We start from the raw sequence: 17,410 nt of genomic DNA, 5'->3' as shown, positions 1-17,410 counted from the left end.
TTCAGAAGACCGAGAGCGTGACCGTGGTCCCCGGCTCGACGGACTCCCCCGAGCCGGGGGTCTGGTCCACCACGATCCCGTTGCGGCGGCCGAACGGGAAGCGCTGCTCCACCTCGACGTCCAGGCCCGCGTCCGCGAGGGCGGCGCGGGCGTCGTCGAGGCGCTCGCCGGTCACCTCGGGCACCCGCACCTCGGGCGGCGGCGGGACGCCCTTGCTGACCACGAGCGTCACCGTGCCGCCGATCGGCAGCGCGGCCCCCGCCGCCGGATCCGTCCGGACGACGGCGCCCTCGGGCACGGTCTCGCTGAACTCGGCGGCCGTGGTGGAGCGGACGGGCGTGAGCTCGGCATCCCGTACGGTCTGCTCGGCGGCCGCGACGGTCACTCCGGGTGCGATGGCGGGCACCACCGGGCGTCCGCTCGACACGGTCAGCGTGACCGCGCTGCCCCGCAGCAACCGGGCCGCGACGCCGGGGGTGGTCTCCGCGACGACGTCCGCGGCCACGTCGTCCCGGTGCTCCTCGGTGACCGAGACGACCAGGTCCGCCTCGGCGAGCACCTGCTCGGCCGCGGTCCGGTCCAGCCCGATCACCGACGGCATGGCCGTCCAGCGGCCGCTGCCGAGCCACCACGCGGCCGTGCCGACGGCGAGCCCGAGGACCAGTACGACCACGACCCAGATCGCGAACACCCGGCGGCTGCGGCGCCGCGCGATGCGGTGGTCGGCGAGGGCCTCGGGGCGCGGGGCGACCGACGTCCCGGTGGCGGCCGGCGCCGGCACCTCGCGGCTCATGGCCCGGGTGCCTCCCGGCCCGGGGCCGGCAGGAGGGGACGCCGCGGGAACGGTGTCCTGCTCCTCGACGGGCGGGGGCGGCGGCTGCGGGACGGGCACCCGGGGGATCGCCAGCAGCCGGCGGACATGCCCCAGCTCGGCGAGGAACGCCCCCGCGTCCGGTGGCCGCTGCGCGGGGTCACGGGACGTCGCCCGGCGGACCAGCTCGTCGAGCTCGGGCGGGACCTCGGTGGCGATCGCGGACGGCGGCGGCACGTCGTCGTTCACGTGCCGGTAGGCGACGGAGAGCGCGTGGTCCCCGGAGTAGGGCGGCGCACCCGTCAGGAGCTCGTAGAACAGCACCCCGGCGGCGTAGACGTCGCTGCGGGCGTCCGCCTGGCCCGCGGCGACCTGCTCGGGCGAGAGGTAGGCCATCGTCCCGAGGATCATCCCCGCGTGGCTCACGCCCGCATCCGCGGCCGCGGTGACCAGCCCGAAGTCCGCGACCTTGACCTCGCCGGCGCGCGAGATGAGCACGTTCTCCGGTTTGACGTCCCGGTGCACCATGTGCAGGAGGTGGGCCTGGGCGAGGCCGGCGAGGACCGGCTCCATCACCGCCACGGCCGCCGGGACGCCGAGGGCGCCGCGCCGGCGCAGCACGTCCCGCAGCGTGCCGCCCTCCACGAGCTCCATGACGAGGAAGAGCGTGGGATCGGCGCCCGGGGGCTCGAAGCGGCCCTGGTCGTGGACGTCGACGACGCAGGGGTGGTCGATCCGGGCGGCGGAGCGGGCCTCGCGCTCGAACCGGGTGCGGAAGGCGGGATCGGCCGCCATCCGCGGATCCATGATCTTGATCGCGACCGGGCGGTCCAGCCGGGTGTCCGTCCCGCGGTACACGGTGGACATGCCGCCGCGGGCGATCACCGGGCCCAGACGGTAGCGCGCGTCCAGCAGCGCTCCTGCCGAACCGGTGGGGGCGTTCACCCCTCGACGGTACCGTCGCGCGGTTTTCGCCCTGCCCGGTGGCTCCCGTCGCATACGGTGCTGTGGAAGGCTGTCCGGTGTGAGTGAGGTTTCTTCATCTGCATCCGCGTCGGTTCTGCCCGACGAGATCGAGACCATCCCCGTGTCGGACGTCGCCGCCGCGATGGGGATCCCTGTGACCCGGGTCCACCAGCTGGTGCGGGACGGCCAGCTGCTGTCGTTCAAGAAGGACGACACCGCGGTGATCCCGGCGGCGTTCCTCGTCGAGACCGAGGTGGTGAAAGGCCTGCCGGGCACGATCACCGTCCTGCGCGACGGCGGCTACTCGGACCCGGACATCCTGCGCTGGCTCTTCCAGGCGGACGACACGCTGCCCGGCGCGCCGATCGACGCCCTCGTGGAGGGCCGGCACCGCGAGATCAAGCGCCGCGCGCAGGCAATGGCGTTCTAGAAGGCCGCTCGTGCGCGGTCAGTGGTGCTCCGGCGCGACCTGCCGCGCACGGGCGCCGAAGGCGCGGACCAGCCGGGGCAGGGCCACAGCCGCCCGCCGCCGGTTCGGCACGACGACGCGACGGTTCACCACGGCATAGTCCGCCGCCACGATCTCGTCCAGGATGTCGCTGTAGAGGGTGAACGCGCAGGCCACGCAGTCCCGCGACGCCGGATGCAGCATCGCGACACCCGGCGCGGCCCGGCGGTAGGTCGCCCGCGTCGTCGCGACGAGGTGGGCCAGCGCCCGGCGGACGCGGCGGTCCGTGCGCCGGGTGCGCCGGCACCACAGCAACAGCTCCCGGTCCACGCCGAACGCCGCCAGTTCGTCCGCCGGCAGGTAGACGCGGCCGCGGTCCAGGTCCTCGCCGACGTCGCGGAGGAAGTTCGTCATCTGGAAAGCGACGCCGAGGGCCGCGGCGGGGCCCTCGGCCTCCGTCCGGGGGACCACGGTCCCGAGCACCGGGAGCACCTGCAGGCCGATCACCGCCGCGGAGCCGTACACGTAGCGGCCCAGGTGGGCGGCGGTCGGGTAGCCGGTGACGTGCGTGTCCATCCGCATCGACGTCAGGAACGCCGCGAAGAGGGTCCGGTCGATCCCGTAGCGGCGCACGGTGTCCGCGACGGCGGTGATCACCGGGGATTCGACGGCCACCCCGTCGAACGCGGCCACGAGGTCGACGCCCAGGTCGTCGAGCGCGTCGGCCCGCGCCTCGGCGTCCCGGCCGTCGGACAGGTCGTCGACGATCTCGTCCGCGTACCGCGCGAAGCCGTACAACGCGTGGATCGCGGGCCGGCGGTCCGGGGACAGCAGGCGGGTGGCGAGGAAGTACGTGCGCCCGTGGGCGGAGTTCAGCTCGCGGCAGGTCGTGTATGCGGCCCGCAGCGCCGGATCCGTGATCCCGGCGGCGTCGAGCTCAGCCTGCCGCGTCGGCACGCGCGGGCGCGGGTTCGGCCGGGACGGCCCGCGAGCGGCCGAGCCCGAGCGGGTCCGGCCGGAGCAGGGACACCGAGGCCAGGGCGGCCAGCACCGCGCAGATGGCCAGGTAGCCCCAGTTGTAGAGGCCCGCCTCGCCGTTGGGGTAGTAGACGATCACCAGCCACAGCGAGCCGAAGACCAGCCACTGCAGCCCCCGTGCGCTCCACGCCGTCATCGCCAGCAGGGCCATGCCCCAGCTGAGGTACCAGGGCAGCGTCGCGGGGGAGAGCAGGGCGACGGCGACGAGCACGATGCCGGCCCGGCGGATCGCGTCCGGCCCGCCCTCGCGCGAACGCCACCACTGGACGACGAAGATCGCGGCGAGGCCGATCCCGCCGATCACGCGGGCGACGTTGATGAACGGCTGCTTGGGCAGCGTCGCGATCCCGCCGATCGCGGTGTGCACGAACTCGCCGACGCCGGTGGGGAGCGACAGCCAGTTCACGATCATCGACGGCGCGCTGAGCGCGGGCAGCCAGCCCAGGTCCACCTGCGCGGCGAGGGTGACGGCCCCGAAGGTCACGACGAAGATCCCGACGCCGAGCATCCCGGCGCGGAGCAGGCGCCGGTTGAACGGGCCCTCCATCCGCGCGGCCCAGATCATCACCAGGAAGGGCAGCGCGACGGCCGCGGAGGCCTTCGTCGCCATCGCCAGGGTGACCAGCACGATCGCCAGGACGAGCCGGCCGCGCAGCGCGAACAGCGACCCGACCGCCAGCAGCCCGACGACCAGCAGGTCGTTGTGCCCGCCGCCGATCAGGTGGATCACGGTGACCGGGTTCGCGACGACGACCCACAGCGCGGTGGCGGGGCGCCCGCCGAGCCGGCGGGTGAGCTCGGGCAGCGTCCAGACCAGCAGGACCAGGCCGAGGCACATGACCAGCCGCATGCCGATCACGCCGACGATCATGTCGCCGCCGGTCTGCAGCGTCACCCAGGCCCAGGACTTGGCCAGGAGGATGAACAGCGGGCCGTACGGTGCCGGGGTGTCCTGCCAGAAGTAGTGCACGTTGTCGGTGAAGACCCCCGGCATGGCCTCCGGGCCGACGCCGTAGGGGTCCAGGCCGAACAGCGGCAGCGCACCCTGGGCCAGGTAGCTGTAGACGTCCCGGGTGAACAGGGGCGGGCCGAGCAGCACCGGCACGATCCACACGAGCGACGTGCTCAGCACCGCGCGGCCGCCGATCCGGCCGGCCAGGACCTCCCGGCCCAGCAGCACCCACGCCCACGCCATCAGGATCACGCCGAGGTACATCAGCGCGGTGGCGAGCTCCGCCCCGTGGCCGTAGCGCCAGAAACCGAGCGGCGAGTTCGTCAGGACCGGGTCCCGGCGCAGGATGCCACCGCCACCGAAGCCACCGACCAGCAGCAGTAACGATGCGGTGAGCCCCAGGAACAGCGGCTTCCGCGGCGGGGCGCCCATCCGCTCGACCAGGCCGGGCCGGCGCTCGGCGGGCGGGTCCGCGGCCTCGGCGGGCAGCGTCGCGGTGACGACCCCGCCCGGCTCGGGATCCGGGTCGCTGACGTCGGGAACCGGCGTGCCGGCGCGCGGGACGTCCCGGGCGGGCGTGGCCGGCCGGGGCACCGGAGGTGAGGGCTGCGCGGTCATGTCGGGGACCATGCTCGCACGGCCGGGCTTCCGGTCCTTTCGGGACCCTCCGTCCGGCGGTGTCGGCCGGTGATCCGCTCGGCGGCCAGCCGGCCGGAGATCAGGACGGGCGGGATGCCGACGCCGGGGGTGGTCCCGCAGCCGGCCAGCACGACGTTGTCCAGGTCGCGGACGGTGTTGCGCGGCCGGAACGGGCCGGTCTGGGCGAACGTGTGCGCCGCGGAGAACGGGGTGCCGGCGGCGTGGCCCTGCGCCGCCCAGTCCGCGGGCGTGACGAGCCGGGACACCTCGATGTCCCCGGTCAGGCCGTCGTACCCGCGCTGCTCCAGGACGCCGAGGAGCTCGTCCCGGTAGGCGGGCCCCAGGCGCTGCCAGTCGAACGGCGCGGCGTCGGTGTTGGGGCACGGGGCGAGGACGAACAGCAGGTCCCGGTCCGGCGGGGCGAGGCCCGGGTCCGTCGCCGTGGGCCGGGTGAGCAGCAGCGACGGGTCGCTCATCAGCGCGCCGTCGTCGACGATCTCGCGGAACGTGTCCTCCCAGGCCTCGCCGAAGGAGATCGTGTGGTGCGCCAGCTCCGGCCGCGGCCGCCGCAGCCCCGCGTGCAGGACGACGGCGCTGGGGGACCAGCGCATCGGCACCACCCGTTTCGGGGTGCGGCCCAGCAGCCGGTGCACGAGGGGGAGATCCGGGGTGAGGACGACGGCGTCACAGGCCAGCCGGGCCGTGTCGGCGCCCCTGTCCGGGGCGTCGCCGGGTGCGGTGTGCCGGATCGCGGTGACCCGTCCGCCCCGGCGTTCCAGCCCGGTGACCTCGCGGCCCAGCAGGACCTCGACGCCCGCGTCCGAGGCCGCGTCCGCCAGCGCCCGCCCGACCTGCCGCATCCCGCCGCGCGGGAAGTACACGCCGGCGATCGTGTCCATGTAGGAGATGACGCCGTACGCCCCGAGCGCGCGCTGCGGCGGCAGGCCCGCGTAGAGCGCCTGGAACGAGAAGATCCGGCGCAGCCGCTCGTCCGGCAGGTAGCGGGCGATCCGCGGGCCGAGCCGGCCGAAGCCGCCGAGCCTCGCCAGTCGCAGGAGGTCGCCGCCGAGGAGGTCGAGCGGGGAGTCGAAGTTGGCGCCGATGAAGGTGTCGATCTCGGTCTCGTAGAGCTCGGTCAGCCAGCGGCGCAGCTCGACGTAGCCGGCCGCCGCCGCGGGCCCGCAGACGTCCCGGACCTCGGCCTCCATCGCCTCGGCGTCGGTGTGGACGTCGAGGGAGCTGCCGTCGGCGAAGGTGCAGCGGTACGCGGGATCGAGCCGCACCAGGTCCAGCCGTGCGGCGAGGGAGTCGCCGACGGCGCGCAGGGCGTCGTCGAGCAGCTCGGGCATGGTGAGGACGGTGGGTCCGGTGTCGACCCGGTACGTCCCGCCGTCGACGTCCAGGTCCAGCGCCCCGGCGCGGCCGCCCGGGTGGTCCGCCCGTTCGACGAGCGTGACGGCGTGGCCGGCGCCGCGCAGGTGCAGCGCGGCCGAGAGCCCGGCGAGACCGGCGCCGACGACGACCACGTGTTCGGTGGGGCCGGGGACGGTGCCCCGCGTCGATCGTCCGAGCCTCAAGAGTGCCGCCTGGTCGCCCGGACGGCGAGGTCCGCGAGCGCGGCGGCCGCGGGCTCGGCGACCTGCGCGACGGACAGCGCGTCCAGCGCGGAGCCGGTGAGCGCGGCGATCCGCTGCTCGACGGCCTGGACCGCGCCCAGCTCGTTCAGCAGCCCGCGCACCCGGCCGAGCCGTGGCTCGTCGAGCTCGGGGTCGCCGAGCGCGGAGACGATCTCGTCGCGCTGCGCGTCGGCTCCGCGTTCCGTGGCCCGCTGCAGCGCCAGCGCGACGAGGACGGTCCGCTTGCCCTCGCGCAGGTCGTCCCCCGCGGGTTTGCCGGTGACCGCGGGGTCGCCGTAGACGCCCAGCAGGTCGTCCCGTAGCTGGAAGGCGACGCCGATGTCCGCGCCGAAGCGGCGGTAGGCGGCGACCAGGTCCGGATCCGCGCCGGCGAGCGCCGCGCCCAGGTGCAGCGGCCGCTCGACCGTGTAGGCCGCGGTCTTGTACCGGTCGATCCGCAGCGCGGCGGCCACCGACTCGTCGCCCGTCGCCTGGGTGTGGACGTCCAGGAACTGCCCGCCGAGGACCTCGGTGCGCATGCCGCGCCAGGGCTCCAGGGCCCGCGCGACCGCGGCCGAGGGCAGACCGGAGGAGTGGAAGAGGTCGTCCGCCCAGGTCAGGGCCAGGTCGCCGAGCAGGATCGCGGTCGCGGCACCGAACCGCGCCGGGCGCCCGCTCCACCCCGCGTCGGCGTGCCGGGCGGCGAACTCGACGTGCACGGTGGGCTTGCCCCGCCGCGTCGCCGAGGCGTCCATGAGGTCGTCGTGGACGAGGGCCGAGGCCTGCACGAGCTCGAGAGCGCTGATCGCGCGGAGCACCGCGTCCGCCGTCGGGCCGGTGGCCTCGCCGCCCGCGCCGCGCCAGCCCCACCACGCGAACGTGGGGCGCAGCCGCTTGCCGCCCTGCAGGACGAAGCGGGTCAGCGCGTCCGTGGCCTCGCCGAAGACGGGGCCGATCGCGGAGGCTTCCGCGCGGCGCTGCTGCAGATAGTCGGCGAGCTCCCGTTCCACGTGGCCGACCAGGTCCGAGTCGGGACCGGTCGCACCGTGCGGGGGGTCCCGGTGCGGGACGGAGGTCGGAAAGCCGGTCGGGGCCTGCTGTGCGGGGTGGACCACGGCCCGAGACTATCGGCGGTGCAGCGTATCGGCGCGGGGAGCGGGAACCGTACGCTGCTCGGGTGAGCGCGACTCCTGCTGCCCCCCGATCGGTCATCGGGCGGCTCGCGGCCGACCGCCCGACGTTCTCCGTCGAATTCTTCCCGCCGAAGGACGACGTCGGCGAGGCCGAGCTCTGGCGTGCGGTCCGCCGCCTCGAACCGCTCGACCCGTCCTTCGTCTCGGTGACCTACGGCGCCGGCGGCTCCAGCCGGGACCGGACGGTGCGGACGACGGCGCGGATCGCGACGGACACCACGCTCGTCCCGACGGCGCACCTCACGGCGGTCTCGCACTCGGTCGCGGAGCTGCGACACGTCCTCGGGCACTACGCCGCCGCGGGCATCAGCAATGTCCTGGTGATCCGGGGGGACCCTCCCGGCGACCCGCTGGGCGAGTGGACGAAGCACCCGGAGGGCGTCGAGTACGCGGACGACCTGGTGCGGCTCGTGAAGCGCTCCGGCTCGTTCTGCGTGGGCGTCGCGGCGTTCCCGTACGGGCACCCGCGTTCCGCGGACCTCGACAGCGACTTCCAACGCCTGTTGGCCAAGATGCGCGCGGGCGCGGACTTCGCCGTCACCCAGCTGTTCTGGGAGCCGGAGGGCTTCCTGCGATTGCGGGACCGGCTCGAGGCGGCGGGCTGCGACGCCCCGCTGCTGCCGGGGATCATGCCGCTGCTCAGCGCGAAGACCCTGCGACGCGGGCCGGAGCTCTCCGGCGCGCCGTTGCCGCCCGGGCTCGCGGAGCGGATGGAGCCGTACACGGATCCGAAGGACTTCCGGTCCGCCGGCCTGGACGTCACGCACGAGCTCTGTGAGCGGCTGCTCGCCGAGGGCGTGCGGAACCTGCACTTCTACACGCTGAACCGCTCCCTGGCCACGACGGAGCTGGTCACCCGGCTCGGGCTCGTCGCGTCCCGGGTGGGGGCCTGACCCACGCCCTTCGTGCCCTTGTGGGCCTCGCCTTTCGCGAGGTGGGCTCAGGGCCGGACCGGCGGGTTGCGGGTCCGGTGCGCCAGCATGGCGACGGCGGCGACGGCGGCGGCGACCAGCAGGGTCAGACCGAAGGTCCAGCCCGCGACGGACGGGGCCCCGGGGTCGTCGTAGGCGACGATCGCGTTGGCGTCCCCCACCTCGCCGGGCGTGAAGCTCCAGCTCACGGTGCCGGAGTCGTTCTCGCCGTTGGTGTCCAGGACCTCGCCCGGAAAGCTGATCTTGAGCTGGAAGTCCGCGCGGTCCACCGGGACGGTGGTCAGGTCCGCGGTGGCGTCGACGACCACCCGGTTGCCCGCGCGGCGCATCGAGATCGTCATCCGCTCGCCCGCCGCGCCCCCGACCTGCGGCAGCTGCGCGACCTGGTCGAACGTCAACCCGGAGAAGCGCAGGACGGAGCCGACGTAGTTGTCCTGGTCGTACTCCGAGACGTCGATCTCGCTCTGCAGGTCCGCCGGGACGGTGATCTGAGGTCCCTTGTCATCGGCGTTCCTCGGCGGGGTGGCGATGATGATCTCGCCCGTCACGGTGTCGTCCGGCTGCACCGCCAGCGCGGTGCGGACCCGGGCGCAGCCGCCGAGCAGCCCGACGACGGTCACCGCGAGCAGCAGCACCGCGACGGCCCGCCTGCGCCGCGACCGGCCCGGGCTCGCCGTGCCGGTACCTGCCCGGGTCGAACTGGACGGTGCGGGGGAGAGCATGGGCACATCGTGCCATCGGGGTCCGACGGTTCCGCGCACCCGCCGGTCGCGGGGTGGCGCGTCGGCTGCGCCGGCGGGGGGTGGGTGCCGGGGAACGGGGCGCGCCGACGACCACCGGGGGCGCGTCGATGCTCGGTGATCACCGACCGCGGTACATCCCGGCCTTGAGTGGCCGCCCCGTACCGCGGAACCCGATCATGGCCCCGGTGATGTGCAAGATCGCCGTCCGCGACCCGGTCGCGGTCATCCGTGGCCGGGAGGCCGAGAACGGTGATCTCCGGCGCCTGGCCGGGGAGCGTCAGGCCGGGGGGAGCGGGAGCTCGCGGCCGAGGACGGCGAAGGGGCGGGTGTCGCCCGTGAAGCGGTGGTCCCGCAGGACGTCCGAGAAGCCGAGACGGCGGTAGAGGCGCCAGGCCCGGCCCGGCTGGCGGTGGCCGTACTCCGGTGTGGAGAGCAGCACCCGGCGGTGTGGGACGTCCTGCAGCAGCGCGCGCAGCAGGCCCTCCCCGAGACGGGAGCCCTGGGCGTCCGGGCGGACGTGCAGTTCGGTGAGCTCGAAGTAGTCCCCGAGCCAGTCCGGCTCCAAGTGGCTCCGGGACATCCCCCGGGCCGCGAGCCCGCGCCGGACCTCCTCGAACCACCACTGTCCCGGTCCGCCGGTGTAGCCGTAGCCGATGCCGATCAGGATCCCCGCGGGACCGAGCCAGCCGACCGCGCGCCAGCCGGGCCGCCGGGCGTGCTCGAGCCAGAGCGCCCGGCGCTGGCGGGCGGTGCTCGGCGGGTAGCCCATGGCGGAGACGTACACGTCGAGCGCCTCGCCGAGACGTTCGGCGAGGTCGGCCGCGGTCAGCGCGACCAGTCGGGGCCGCGGCGGCGCGGCGGTCATCGGCGGCCCGGGTGGCTCGTCACCCGTCCATCACACCACGATCCGTCGATTCATGCCCTGGCCCGGGAGCCGCCCGTGCCTCCGTCGTCCGTTCGGGTGTTCCCGCCCACCAGCCCGGACGAGTGCCGCGTCGACTTGACGAGTGGGCCGGGGCACGCTGTACTGGAGACATCGAACATGCGTTCGATGAAGGCTGTTCCGGGGTCGGGGTGGGGGAAGCGCCCCGACCCCGGAGCGGCCGGACGACGGTCGGGCCGGGGCCGACCGGAAGGAGGGTGAGTCGGGGTGGGTGCTTTCTCCCGCGTCTTCGGTCCGCGTGAGCCTGCGCCGGTCCAGGTCCGCTGGCAGAGCGGCGAGCCGGTGGAGTTCGAGCGCAGGCCGTCGCGACGCGGATCGCGGTACCTGGTCACGGACGTGCGCGACCAGTGGATCGAGGAGTCGCCGTGGCCGTTCCCGTCGCCGATGCCGGTCGGCGGGGATCGGCTGCGGTGCTGGCGGGTCGTGGCGCGGTCGGCCGAGGAGCCGCAGGCGCCGGCGATGGAGTTCGTCCTGCGAATGCGGGCCGGGCCCGGCGTGTGGGATCTGGTCCGGGCCGAGTGACGGGCCGGACGGGGTGACGGGCCGGACCGAGAGCGGGTGACGGGCCGTGCCCGGCACGGAACGGAGTGGGCAGTGGACGGGAAGCGAGCGGAGGAGCGATCCGGATGACGATCACGGCGACCGAACGGACCCTGCACGCCCCGGTTCCCCCGGCGGCGCTCGGCCTGCTGCGGCAGGCGTCGGAGTGCATCGCCGAGGGGCACCGGAACCCGGAGCCGCTGCTGCGGTACCCGGCGGCCTACCTCGCGGCCCTGCGCGCCGGGGCCTCGGTGCTGGCGGTCCGCGCCCGGCCGAAGCCGCGGCGCGGGGCGTCGCGCAGCGTCTGGCAGCTGCTCCGCGAGGTGGCGCCCGAGCTGGGTGAGTGGGCGGCGTTCTTCGCCGCCTGCTCGAGCACCCGGGCCGCCGCCGAGGCGGGCATCGAACGCCTGGTGAGCCGGCGGGACGCGGACGACCTGCTGCGGCAGGCCGAGCAGTTCGTCGGCATCGTGCGGGAGTTGGTGACGGCCCGGTAGCCGGCCCGGCGGGCTGTCAGGCGTCGGCGGCCGAGGCGTCGGCCCCGGCGTCCGCTTCGGCACCGGCGTCCGCTTCGGCAGCGAACGCTGAATCGACGGCGGAGTCCGAATCGACGGCGGAGTCCGTCCCACCGGTGCCGTTCTCCTCGGCGGAACGTCGCCGCCCCGCCCGCAACACCCGGCCCAGCAGTGTGGTGAAGACCGCCGCGACCTCCCGGGCCCCGGGCGTGTCCCACGCCTGGATCGGCAGGCACGCGCCCTGGGCCTGCTGCACGGCCGAGCGGTCCGGCAGCACGCTGGTGAACACGAGGGCGCCGAAGAGCTCGCGCAGCTCGTTGATCCGGAAGTCGTGCTCGGCGTTGCGCGGGCGGACCCGGTTGATCAGCACGCCGAGCGGCTGGAGTTCCGGGTTGCCGCGCTCCCGCTCGGTCTGCACGGCGTCGAAGGCCCGCTGGACCCCGGAGACCGCGAACATCGTGGGGTCGGTGACCAGGATGGCCCGGTCCGCCGCGGTGAGCGCGCTGCGGGTGAGCTGCCCGAGGGAGGGCGGGCAGTCGATGATCACCAGCTGGTAGGGCTCCGCGGGCAGGTCGTCGATGCCGCCCCAGCCGGGTTCCTCGAGTCGTTGGAGCGCCCGCACCAGCCGGCCGAGCTGCTTGGTCCCCGGGTCCGGATGGTTGTGCCGCTCGTTCTGCTCGGCGCCGACGAGCACATCGAGGCCCTCGCCCCACGCGCTGGGCACGATCGCCTCGCGCAGGACGGACATCCGCGGCTCGTCGAGCACGTCGGCGATGGTCGCGGTGGTCGGCGCGGCGTCGAGCGCGATGGTGGCGTTGGCCTGCGGATCCAGGTCGACGACGAGGGTGCGCAACCCGTTCTGCAGGGCAGCCCCGGCGAGTCCGAGCGCGACAGTGGTCTTCCCGACCCCGCCCTTGAGGCTGAGAGTGGCGACGACCTGCACGGCGATCAACCTACCTTCTCCCGCCCGGCACTACGCTGCGCGTGTGAGTACGGCGGCAGAGCAACGGTCCGGAACGACCGGCGGCGCGGTGCACCGTGTCCTGGATGCCGAGGTGGCCCGGGTCCGGGCGGCCCGGCCCGGGCAGCCGCCCCGCGTCGTGGACGTGGGCGGGGGCAGCGGCTCGTGGGCGGTCCCGCTCGCGGCGGCCGGCTGCGCGGTCACGGTGGTGGACACCAGCCCGAACGCGCTGGCGGCGCTCGAACGCCGGGCGCGGGACGCGGGCGTGCACCCGCTGGTGACGCCGATGCAGGGCGACGTGGACCAGCTCACCGACCTGGTGCCCCCCGACGCGGACCTCGTGCTCGGGCACGGGCTGCTCGAAGTGGTCGACGACCCGGCCCGCGCCGTCGCCTCGCTGATCGCGGTGGCCGCTCCGGGCGCCGCCGTGTCGATCCTCGCGGCCTCCCGCAACTCCGCGGTGCTGGGCCGGGTGCTCCTGGGCCGATTGGCCGAGGCCCGGGCGGTGCTCACGGACCCGGACGGTCGCTTCGGGCCGGACGACGTCCTGCGCCGCCGTTTCGACGGCCCGGCCCTGGGTGCGCTCCTCGAGGCGACCGGCGAGCTCCGGGTGGAGATCCTGCAGGGCGACGACGTCCTCACCGGCTACCTCCCCGGCGCCGTGCAGGACGGAGGGGCGGCCACGCAGCGGACGGTCGACGAGCTCGAGGACCTCGCGTCGACGGTGCCCGCGCTGCGCGAGGTCGCGGCCCGGCTGCACGTCCTCGCCCGGCGCGCGGGCGGCTGACCGCGGTCGTGGTGGGCGCGGCGGTCGGTACCGTCATCGGTCCCGTGCGGCGCGCCGAGGAGGACGTCCCGCACGCCGTCCTGGGCGCGCCCGTCCGACGTCCCCGGCGTGCGCCACGGACGACCTGGACGGAGCGTCGGTGAGTCCGGTCACGTCGCACCGCGCCCACGTGATCACGATCTCGGACGAGAGCGCGGGCCGGGCGGGCCACGAACGGCCCTCGCGGACCCCGAAGAGGTCGATCCGGGTTGCTCCGGGTGCCGGATCGATGCCCGGAAGGCGGCCCGGACGTGATCGACGAGCGCCGAACGGCCGTCCGCGCCCGCCGCGGGAACTCCGTCCGGGCGTCGTCAGGCCGTCGCGCGACACCGGCCGTTCGAAGATCAGCCCTACGGGATCAGGCGTGCGGGTAGTGGACCAGGCGTTCGGCTCGTATCCTCGTGGCAGACGCCCAATCCGGGCGCTCGTCGCGTCGTTCCGGCACCAAGGACGGCGAGGCACACAGTGACCGTTGTGCCGGAGGACGTCATGCCCCTCTCCGAGCACGAGCAGCGCCTGCTCGAACAGATCGAGCGTGCTCTCTACGCCGAGGACCCCAAGTTCGCCTCCACCGTGCGTGGTGGACGGCTGCGCAAACCGAGCCGGCGCCGGCGGATCCAGGGCCTCGCGGTCTTCACCGCGGGCCTGGTGCTGCTCGTCGTCGGCGTCGCCGTGACGGCGCTGCGCGAGTTCGGTCCGTTCCCCATCGTCAGCGTGATCGGCTTCCTGCTGATGCTGGGCGGGACGATGCTCGCGATCAGCTACCGCGGCGCGGGCGACAAGGGGTCGGCGAGCTCCGAGACCCCGGCGGAGCCGGACAAGAACCGTTTCACCGGCCGGATGGAGGAGCGCTTCCGCAAGCGCTTCGAGCAGGAGTGACCGGGCTGCCCCGGAACGGCTGAGACCGAGGGCACCCAGCGACAGACACCCAGCGACAGACCGGACGAGCCGCGGCCCCCTCGGGGCCGCGGCTCTTTCGTGCGCCGACGCGCCGGTCCGACGGCCCGCGGCGGCGGGTCCCCGCCGGGTCGAGGCCCGGCGGCACCAGCCCACGCGGAAGCGCGAGCCCTCAGCCCGCGCCCGACGTCTCCCGCTCGCGCGACCCTGCGCGCCGCGCCGCGCCCAGCTCCTTGATCCCCTCCAGGACGGACGCCGGGAGGAGTCGCTGCCGCAGGCTCGCCCTCGTCCCGCCGATCGCCGCGCACACGGCCCGCACCGCGTCCGTCAGCTCGCCGGCATCCGGGTGCGCGCCGCCGTACCAGCTCGCCTCCACCCCACGGACGACGTCGCGCAACGAGTCCTGGGCGCCGTCGTCGAACTCGTGCTCCCGGACCAGCCTGCGCGCCGCGGTGCGCACCGTGTCGCTCCGCGGGAGCGGGTAGCCCCGGTCCCGGGACCCGGCCAGGATCTCGGCCCAGGCCGCGGCCGCCGCGCCCGGACCGCCCGCGGCCACGGCCGCGAGACGGCGTCTCCGCAGGACCCTCCGCGCGAGCACCGGCCCGCCCAGCAACCCCAGGACGATCAGCGCCACCAGCAGTGTCAGCGCGACGGCGCCCAGCGTGCCGCTGCCGGTGTCCTGCGCGGCCGTCGGCTCCGGGGTCGGCGTGTCGACCGGGGGCGTGGGTTCCGCCCGGGCCGGGTCCGACGCCGCCGGGAGCGGATCCTCCTGCAGCTCCTGGGCCTGGCCGTCCTGCGCGGCGGCGTTCTGGGCGTCCTGCGCCTCCTGCACGTACGGCGGGATCACCGTGCGGCCGTCCGTCAGCGGCGTCGGGTCGAACAGCGTCCACCCGTAGCCGGGGAACCAGGCCTCGACCCAGGCGTGCGCGTCCCGCGTGGTCACCGTGCGGCCGTCGGCGGTGTCGGTCCCGGCCGTGAACCCGACGGCGACGCGCGCGGGCACGTCCACGGCCCGCAGCATGACGGCCATCGCGGACGCGTACTGCTCGCAGTACCCGGCCTTGCCGACGGTCAGGAAGTCCACCAGTGCGTCGTCCCCGCTGCCGGGGGCCGTCTGCAGGCTGTAGCGGAACCGGGTGTCCGGGCCGGTGAAGAAGTCGACGAGGGAGATGGCCTTGTCGAACTCCGTCCCGGCGCCGCGGGTGACCTGCGCCGCGAGCGCCGACACCCGGGGGTCGACCCCGGCGGTGTCGAGGTACGCGCGGTCGACGACGTTGGGGCCGGACGCGGCGCGCAGCTGTTCGGCGCTCGGGCTGGGCAGCACGGCCTGCTGCTGCCACGAGGCCTCCTCGCGGGGGCGGGAGCTGTAGGCCGTGCCGCTGCTCTGGTCGTAGGCCCACCGGTCCTCGTCGACGCCCGTCACGGACCGCGGTGTCCCGTAGACCGGCAGCCAGTAGTCCCGGAAACCGAGGTTCTCGACGTCGACCGTCACGGGATCCCCGGGCGGGGCGTTCGGCGAGAGGGGCCCGGCGACCGGCACGCCCGGCTGGGGCGCCGACGCCTGCCAGCCGGTGTCCGGCACGTACTCCCGGAGCGTGAGGGCGCGCAGGTAGGTGGCCCCGGGGAGCCCGGTGACCCGGAACAGCTCGACCGGGTCGGACTGGGTGAGCTGCCCGCGCAGCGACGTGAACGGGTTGAGCCCGATCGAGCCGCCGCCCCCGCCGGCTCCGTTGCCGGTGAAGCGGCCACCGGTGCCGACCAGCGTCACCGTCGAGCCGGCCAGGAGCGCGACCACGGCCGCGACCGCGACGACGACCGCCCCGGCCGGCGCGTGCCGACGCCCGCCGTCCCGGGCGACGAGCAGGACCCCGAACCCGGCGGCGGCCGCGATCACCGCCCACCAGGGGAGCAGCTGGTCGGCCAGCGCGGTGGGGACCGCGAAGACGCAGAGCAGGGGCACGCCACCGGCGGCGGGGGCGTCCGCGGACACGGCGATGCCGTGCACGGCGACGGCGAGCAGGCCGAACGCGGCGGTGGTCAGGAGCAGGATCCCGGGGGTCCCGGCGACGGGCGCGGTGCCGGTGTCGATCGTGCTCCCGGCCTCGGCGAGGAGGTCCCCGGCCGAGGCGAACGCGCCGGGGCCGGGGAACGCGCTGTCCGTGAAGAGCAGCGTGAGCAGTTCGAGCAGGCCCAGGACCTGGGCGATCAGCACCGCGGCCCCAGCCAGCCGCTGTGCCGCGGTCCCGAGCACGACGACCAGGCCGACGGCGGCGACGGCGTACCCGAGCCACGTCCCGCCCTGCACGACCGCGGACACCGGGGCCCCGGCCAGCAGCACGGCAGCACCGGCGCCGACCGGCGAGATCCAGCGCCAGGCCGGCCGCCCCGGTGCCGGAGGCGGTGCGGGCGCGTCCGGCCGGACGGCGGTGGGGGCTGTCACGAGACCCGCACCCGCTCCGCGGCGACGACCGCGTCCCACGCCCGCTCGACGCCGGTGCCCGCGGCCACCACGGCGACGTGCCAGCCCATCCGGCGCAGCACCGCCGCCGAGGCGGCGGCGGTCGGGCTGCCCCGGTCCCACGTCGCGACGTCCAGGAGGATCGCGTAGCCGCCCGCCGGCCGGCGCTCCGCGAGGGTCTGCGCGTCCCCCGGCGCGAGCGCGCCCAGGATCGCGACGAGGTCGTCCGCCGTGGCGAGCGGCGGCCCGGCCAGCGACGGCGACGAGACCGGACGCAGGACCGCGAGCCCGTCGAGCAGCGCGTCGACGCCGTCCGACGCCTTGAGCGACGTGCCGTTCTCGGTGACCAGCTCGACCGGCTCGCCGCGGCGGATCAGGTGCACGCCGATGCTCGCCGCCATGCTGACCGCGAACTCCAGGCTCGACCCCGGGCCGTGCCCGCGGTGCGCGTCGCCCCGGCGGTCCAGCAGGACCGTGATGCCGCCGCGCCACGGGCGTTCCTCGAGCCGGACCATCAGCTCGTCGTGCCGGGCCGTGCTCTTCCAGTGCACCCGGCGCAGCTCGTCACCCTGCCGGTAGCCGCGGATCAGCACGTCCGGGGAGCCCTGGCCCTGATGGGCGACGGCGGCCCCGGGCGTGCCCTCCCCGCCGCCGAGCGCCGCGGGCACCCCGCACAGCACGGCGACCCGGGGCAGCACGAGCAGCCGGTCCGCGGGCAGGAGCTCACTCGTCAGCTCGACGAGGCCGAGCGCGTCCGTGGCGCGGCAGGCCAGCGGGCCGATCCGGTGCGCGCCGCGGAGCGGGGGCCGCAGGGGATAGGTGACGGTGGCGCCGGCGGAGCCGAGGCGGTGCACCGTGAAGCAGGGCGGGGCACCCCGGGCCGCGCCGGCGGCGTCCGGGACCGCGTCCGCGAGCCGCAGCGCCCCGGGCACCGG

General features: G+C 75.4%; 16 protein-coding genes. 6 read left to right on the top strand and 10 right to left on the bottom strand.

From position 1 onward, the window contains the following. Position 1 precedes the first annotated feature (1 nt). The gene (gene pknB / locus JWP64_RS11880; protein ID WP_297495835.1) at positions 2-1,756 is read right to left on the bottom strand and encodes a Stk1 family PASTA domain-containing Ser/Thr kinase; all 1,755 of its coding nucleotides are present in this window, start codon (positions 1,754-1,756) and stop codon (positions 2-4) included. A 79-nt stretch (positions 1,757-1,835) separates the two neighbouring features. Between pknB and JWP64_RS11875 the strand changes: the two genes are divergently transcribed. Further along, positions 1,836-2,207 (top strand): Rv2175c family DNA-binding protein, encoded by a 372-nt coding sequence (locus tag JWP64_RS11875; RefSeq protein ID WP_297495834.1) that lies wholly within the window; start codon positions 1,836-1,838, stop codon positions 2,205-2,207. 18 nt (positions 2,208-2,225) lie between these two features. Here JWP64_RS11875 and JWP64_RS11870 read toward each other — a convergent pair whose 3' ends face one another. The 4 genes from JWP64_RS11870 to JWP64_RS11855 are packed head-to-tail and all read right to left on the bottom strand — an operon-like array spanning position 2,226 to position 7,480. Further along, the gene (locus tag JWP64_RS11870) at positions 2,226-3,182 is read right to left on the bottom strand and encodes a phytoene/squalene synthase family protein (protein ID WP_297495832.1); all 957 of its coding nucleotides are present in this window, start codon (positions 3,180-3,182) and stop codon (positions 2,226-2,228) included. After that, the gene (mptB, locus tag JWP64_RS11865; protein ID WP_297495830.1) at positions 3,163-4,833 is read right to left on the bottom strand and encodes a polyprenol phosphomannose-dependent alpha 1,6 mannosyltransferase MptB; all 1,671 of its coding nucleotides are present in this window, start codon (positions 4,831-4,833) and stop codon (positions 3,163-3,165) included. The genes JWP64_RS11870 and mptB overlap by 20 nt, the downstream gene beginning before the upstream one ends. Beyond that, positions 4,830-6,431, bottom strand: a complete 1,602-nt coding sequence (crtI, locus tag JWP64_RS11860; protein ID WP_297495828.1) for a phytoene desaturase family protein — start codon at positions 6,429-6,431, stop codon at positions 4,830-4,832. Before crtI ends, mptB begins: the two co-directional genes overlap by 4 nt. Then, complete coding sequence (locus JWP64_RS11855) at positions 6,428-7,480, bottom strand: polyprenyl synthetase family protein (RefSeq protein WP_297495992.1); 1,053 nt, start codon at positions 7,478-7,480, stop codon at positions 6,428-6,430. Before JWP64_RS11855 ends, crtI begins: the two co-directional genes overlap by 4 nt. A gap of 167 nt (positions 7,481-7,647) precedes the next feature. Here JWP64_RS11855 and JWP64_RS11850 point away from each other — a divergent pair, with 167 nt between their 5' ends. Next, positions 7,648-8,556: a methylenetetrahydrofolate reductase gene (locus tag JWP64_RS11850; RefSeq protein WP_297495826.1), complete on the top strand. Its 909-nt coding sequence runs from the start codon at positions 7,648-7,650 to the stop codon at positions 8,554-8,556. A gap of 47 nt (positions 8,557-8,603) precedes the next feature. Here the strand turns inward: JWP64_RS11850 and JWP64_RS11845 are convergent, their stop codons facing one another. Next, positions 8,604-9,317, bottom strand: coding sequence for a DUF3153 domain-containing protein (locus JWP64_RS11845; protein WP_297495824.1), 714 nt, complete (start codon positions 9,315-9,317; stop codon positions 8,604-8,606). Between the two features lie 298 nt (positions 9,318-9,615). Beyond that, positions 9,616-10,203 carry a GNAT family N-acetyltransferase gene (locus tag JWP64_RS11840; RefSeq protein ID WP_297495822.1) on the bottom strand — a complete coding sequence of 196 codons (588 nt, stop codon included), beginning with the start codon at positions 10,201-10,203 and terminating at the stop codon, positions 9,616-9,618. A 285-nt stretch (positions 10,204-10,488) separates the two neighbouring features. On the opposite strand from JWP64_RS11840, the gene JWP64_RS11835 reads away from it, so the two are divergent. Both JWP64_RS11835 and JWP64_RS11830 read left to right on the top strand, forming a co-directional pair. After that, positions 10,489-10,803, top strand: coding sequence for a hypothetical protein (locus tag JWP64_RS11835; RefSeq protein WP_297495821.1), 315 nt, complete (start codon positions 10,489-10,491; stop codon positions 10,801-10,803). A gap of 104 nt (positions 10,804-10,907) precedes the next feature. Beyond that, positions 10,908-11,315 carry an SAV_6107 family HEPN domain-containing protein gene (locus tag JWP64_RS11830; protein WP_297495820.1) on the top strand — a complete coding sequence of 136 codons (408 nt, stop codon included), beginning with the start codon at positions 10,908-10,910 and terminating at the stop codon, positions 11,313-11,315. 16 nt (positions 11,316-11,331) lie between these two features. On the opposite strand, the gene JWP64_RS11825 is transcribed toward JWP64_RS11830, so the two are convergent. Then, the gene (locus JWP64_RS11825) at positions 11,332-12,276 is read right to left on the bottom strand and encodes a ParA family protein (protein ID WP_297495991.1); all 945 of its coding nucleotides are present in this window, start codon (positions 12,274-12,276) and stop codon (positions 11,332-11,334) included. Between the two features lie 43 nt (positions 12,277-12,319). On the opposite strand from JWP64_RS11825, the gene JWP64_RS11820 reads away from it, so the two are divergent. Together JWP64_RS11820 and JWP64_RS11815 are read left to right on the top strand one after the other, a co-directional pair. Next, positions 12,320-13,081, top strand: a complete 762-nt coding sequence (locus JWP64_RS11820; protein WP_297495818.1) for a methyltransferase — start codon at positions 12,320-12,322, stop codon at positions 13,079-13,081. A gap of 528 nt (positions 13,082-13,609) precedes the next feature. After that, positions 13,610-13,999, top strand: coding sequence for a DUF3040 domain-containing protein (locus tag JWP64_RS11815; protein WP_297495990.1), 390 nt, complete (start codon positions 13,610-13,612; stop codon positions 13,997-13,999). Positions 14,000-14,189: 190 nt separating this feature from the next. Here JWP64_RS11815 and JWP64_RS11810 read toward each other — a convergent pair whose 3' ends face one another. Both JWP64_RS11810 and JWP64_RS11805 read right to left on the bottom strand, forming a co-directional pair. After that, positions 14,190-16,457: a transglutaminaseTgpA domain-containing protein gene (locus tag JWP64_RS11810; RefSeq protein ID WP_297495816.1), complete on the bottom strand. Its 2,268-nt coding sequence runs from the start codon at positions 16,455-16,457 to the stop codon at positions 14,190-14,192. Next, positions 16,454-17,410 (bottom strand): DUF58 domain-containing protein (locus tag JWP64_RS11805; RefSeq protein WP_297495814.1); only part of this gene is annotated, 957 nt, incomplete at its 5' end. The genes JWP64_RS11805 and JWP64_RS11810, both read right to left, overlap by 4 nt.

Origin of the sequence: Pseudonocardia sp. (genome assembly GCF_025465255.1) — a bacterium.
Taxonomy (GTDB): Bacteria; Actinomycetota; Actinomycetes; order Mycobacteriales; family Pseudonocardiaceae; genus Pseudonocardia.
Note: the sequence above shows the minus strand (reverse complement) of the source record. Positions and strands in the feature narration are given on the sequence as shown.